Annotated in this window: 3 protein-coding genes and 1 pseudogene; 1 reads left to right on the top strand and 3 read right to left on the bottom strand. The window is 68.3% G+C overall.

The window, feature by feature from the left end; all coding sequences use genetic code 11:
- From AB0M20_RS19370 to AB0M20_RS19360, 3 genes and pseudogenes are all read right to left on the bottom strand, one after another.
- Positions 1–266, bottom strand: a pseudogene (locus AB0M20_RS19370) (sigma factor); the annotation flags it as partial.
- A gap of 575 nt (positions 267–841) precedes the next feature.
- A complete protein-coding gene (locus tag AB0M20_RS19365; RefSeq protein WP_364299904.1) occupies positions 842–1,354 on the bottom strand; it encodes a sigma-70 family RNA polymerase sigma factor in 513 nt (170 codons plus the stop codon).
- Positions 1,355–1,567: 213 nt separating this feature from the next.
- Positions 1,568–1,864 (bottom strand): hypothetical protein, encoded by a 297-nt coding sequence (locus AB0M20_RS19360; RefSeq protein WP_364299902.1) that lies wholly within the window; start codon positions 1,862–1,864, stop codon positions 1,568–1,570.
- 1,201 nt (positions 1,865–3,065) lie between these two features.
- On the opposite strand from AB0M20_RS19360, the gene AB0M20_RS19355 reads away from it, so the two are divergent.
- Positions 3,066–3,128: a hypothetical protein gene (locus AB0M20_RS19355; protein WP_364299914.1), complete on the top strand. Its 63-nt coding sequence runs from the start codon at positions 3,066–3,068 to the stop codon at positions 3,126–3,128.
- Positions 3,129–3,334: the final 206 nt, after the last annotated feature.

Here is a 3,334-nt window from a genome sequence, read left to right as displayed (position 1 = left end):
TTGAAGTGGTCGGCGACCAGGTTGCGGGCGATGGTGACCAGCCAGGCGCCCAGGTCGCGGCCCTGCCAGGTGAAGCTGCCGATCCGCTTGAGGGCGCGCAGGAAGGTGTCCGAGGTCAGGTCCTCGGCGAGCTGGCGGTTGCCGACCCGGAAGTAGGCAAAGCGGAAGACGGTGTCCACGTACCGGTCGCAGATCAGGCCGAAGGCGGCGGACTCGCCCGCCTGAGCGCGCTCGACCAGCGCCCACACCTCGGCCGCCGCGTCCGTGGTGTCCGTGGTGTCCGTGGTGTCCGTGGTGTCCGTGGCGTCCACGACGTCGGGGGCCGGCGGGTTCAGCATGCCGGGTTTCGCGGCTCCGGAGTCCTGATCAGGGATGCGCTGCGGCGCTACACCATGAGCAGTCGCGCTGTCGGGTGCGTACCGAGCGGCGGAACGACCTCGGTCCGCCTGCGCTCTGGTCATGAACACGACGTTGGCGGCCCGCTGGAATTCGGCCTCCTCGTCGTCGATCCTCCCCGACGCAGTTCCCGGCGCCGACGCGGTCACGAGCCGCCGATGCGTCGCGGTCCGCGTGGCTTCAGGCTGCGAACCCGGGTCCGCATCCGCACTGATCAACGACAACGCTGGTCGGCTCGCCGCCGGAGCGCTGTCAAAAGAGACCGGCGAGTCGAGGATCGCGCTGCCGCCAGAAGCGGCCTTGACCTGCTCGCGCCGTCTCTCCAGTCCGCCGTTCGCGAGGTGGGCTTCGACCATCTGGTCAATCGACTCGAACATGGCGAGGAGTGGCAGGGCGGGCACGTCGGAACGCTCGCTCGCACCCTGCTGGAAGTCATCGTTGACGCTCACCCGGCCTCCTTCCTGGTGGTCACGGAGTCGGACGTTCGCGGTCTGTACGCTTCTAGATCTTTTTCGAGTCTTTCTCTCGCGTACGAGATGTTGCGTCGCACCGTCGGCGCGGAACTGCCGATCTGCTCGGCGATCTCCGCGAAGGTCCACCCGTCGACGTAGAGCTGCATGACCGTGCGTTGAACAGTCGGCAGGACGGCCAGCTTCTGGTCGACCCACTGCCGACCCTCGTAGTCGCCCAGGTCGGCGCTGACTTCGGCGAACTGTGGGAGCTCTTCGTGGGCGCCGTAGTCGGTCAGCCGCTCCGGAGAGCTTTTCTGCAGCCTTTTCACGAACCGGATGAGGGCGACTCTCGCGTACGCCCGATGATTGTTGATCGTGAACCAGCGGAGCCGGACCTCCGCCAGGATGGTTGCCACGCCATCGTCCACGTCGTGCCAGTTTCTGCAGTAGACCAGGCCGATCCTCAGCAACTCCGGGTACATCTCTTCGAAGAACGGGTCGAACACCGAGTCGGCCGGCAGTCCGGCCGACGCAGCGGGCGCCACTTGATCGCATGGCTCAGACGCCACACGGGCCAGGCCCTGTTCCGCTTGGGCCACAGGCATCTCCGATCGCGTCGTCGCTGACGTGCTGTCAGAAGGTAGAGGGTCGTGGACCGGTCCGATGAGAAAGGTGTCCACCGGAAGAGTGAGTGGGCGGCCGGACCGGACATCGGACAGCTACGAGGCCTTGCGCCGCAACACCGCGTACAGGCCGGCCAACCCGATCTCCACCGTGAGGCTGCCGCCGAAGGTGCTGCCGCCGATCGTGAAGATGCCGACGGCTTCCACGTGCAGCAACGCCGCCACGAGCGCGGCCAGCAAGGCCAGGACGGCGGCCACGGTGACGCCGCACACCGCCGCCATGAACCCGATCACCAGGGCCCGCGTGTTGACTGCGGAGGCGCCGTGTCCGCCGTCGCAGGCCACTGCCTGATGCACCGGCGTAGCGGCCTTTTCGCCACTGGTCACACTCATTGCCACCGTCCTCCGACTTGATTCTTCAGCACCTGCACTGGTGAGAAGCTCAGCGGGCGGCGAAGTGGGAAAGGCCCGAGCGAGGACCACCTGATCGGGCGACCCTGAACAGCGGGCGCGCCGCGGGCGTCAGGACGAGCGCCGTTGTCTCACCAGGTCGAGCGCGGCCCGCGTGGCGGCCGTGTCGACCTCCTGCTCGACCCGCTCCTCGAGATCCCTGTTCAGGGCCGCCTCGACGGTTTCCAGTTCCGCACCTCCGCCCGCCATCGAACGGACGAGCTCGACCGCCTCGTCGAGCCGGCCCTGCAGGGCGCGGCAGATCACCGCGTCCGCCCGCACCGCGTCAACGTGCGTGCCGCCCCGGCCGTCCAGCCAGTCGACCGCCTCGAGGTAGTACCGCTCGGCCAGCTCGTAGTCCCCGTGCCAGCGCAGATGGTCGGCGACCATCAGGCGCTTCACCACGACGGACCGCTCCGTGCCCCGGCCGGCCGCGTCGAGATGCCGCAGCTTCTGCAACTCGAAGGTCAACCGGGCGCCCCATCCCTTCAGCGGCCGCCGGCCGAGGCCCAGTAACCAAAACCGGGCGCTGTCGTAGTTGAGATGCTGGGTGGCGGCCAGCTCGACCATGGTCGGCACGGCGATCATCACCGCCGGCACCGAGGCGGCCTGATCCGCGAGGTGCAGCCCTTCGGACAGCAGCTCCCGGACGTTCTTGAGCCGGTCGAAGGCCAGCTTGAGGAACAGCGCTGCGAGCGCGACGCCGATCAGTCCCCACCACCATCGCCCGTCCAGGGTGTACGTGACGGCGTACGCCGCCGCGATCGCCGGGATCGCGATCTCCAGCCGGTATTCCGACTCCCCGGTGAGCCGGTCGAGCTTGTCATAGGCCCGCTCGTGGTCGCGCAGCAATGTGAACTCGATGCGCCGGGCATATCTGAGCCGCGCCCGGTCGAGCTCCGGGCCGTCGACGACCAGCTCGAGGAACCACTGGCACGCGTCCTTGCGCGTCGTCACCGCCGCGATCAGCGCGTCCTGCAGCTCGGGCAGCACGGACGGATCGATGTACAGGCGGAAGGCCTTCGCCCGATGGTCCGCCCACGTCGTGGTGCCGTCCTGCTTGTCGAGCCGCCGGAAGACGTAGCTGCACGCGAACTTCAGGCGCCAGACCGGCAGCGCCTTGATCACGTCCGCCGGATCGGAGGTGTCGTTGTTGCGGCGCAGGATCTCCTCGTTGGAGAGGTCGACCGCCGGATGCCGCCGGTAGAGGTACTGCCCGCGAAGCCAGCCGCCGGCCACCTCGACGTCGTCGACCACCTCCACGGCCCAGCAGGAGAGCCAGTCCCGCCAGGACATCGGCGTCGGGGTTCGTTGATTCGTCTGCGCCCGCCGGAGGATCATCAGGGGAACGATCAGGGCCGCGGCGATGAGCGTGCAGACCACCTGGCCCGACAGCGGCAGCACCGCCACGCA

This window comes from Actinoplanes sp. NPDC051633 (assembly GCF_040681735.1).
Taxonomy (GTDB): domain Bacteria; phylum Actinomycetota; class Actinomycetes; order Mycobacteriales; family Micromonosporaceae; genus Actinoplanes.
Note: the sequence above shows the minus strand (reverse complement) of the source record. Positions and strands in the feature narration are given on the sequence as shown.

Excerpts from the sequence above, each read along its gene's own strand:
- AB0M20_RS19360 (WP_364299902.1), bottom strand. The coding sequence starts at position 1,864 with ATGAGTGTGACCAGTGGCGAAAAGGCCGCTACGCCGGTGCATCAGGCA.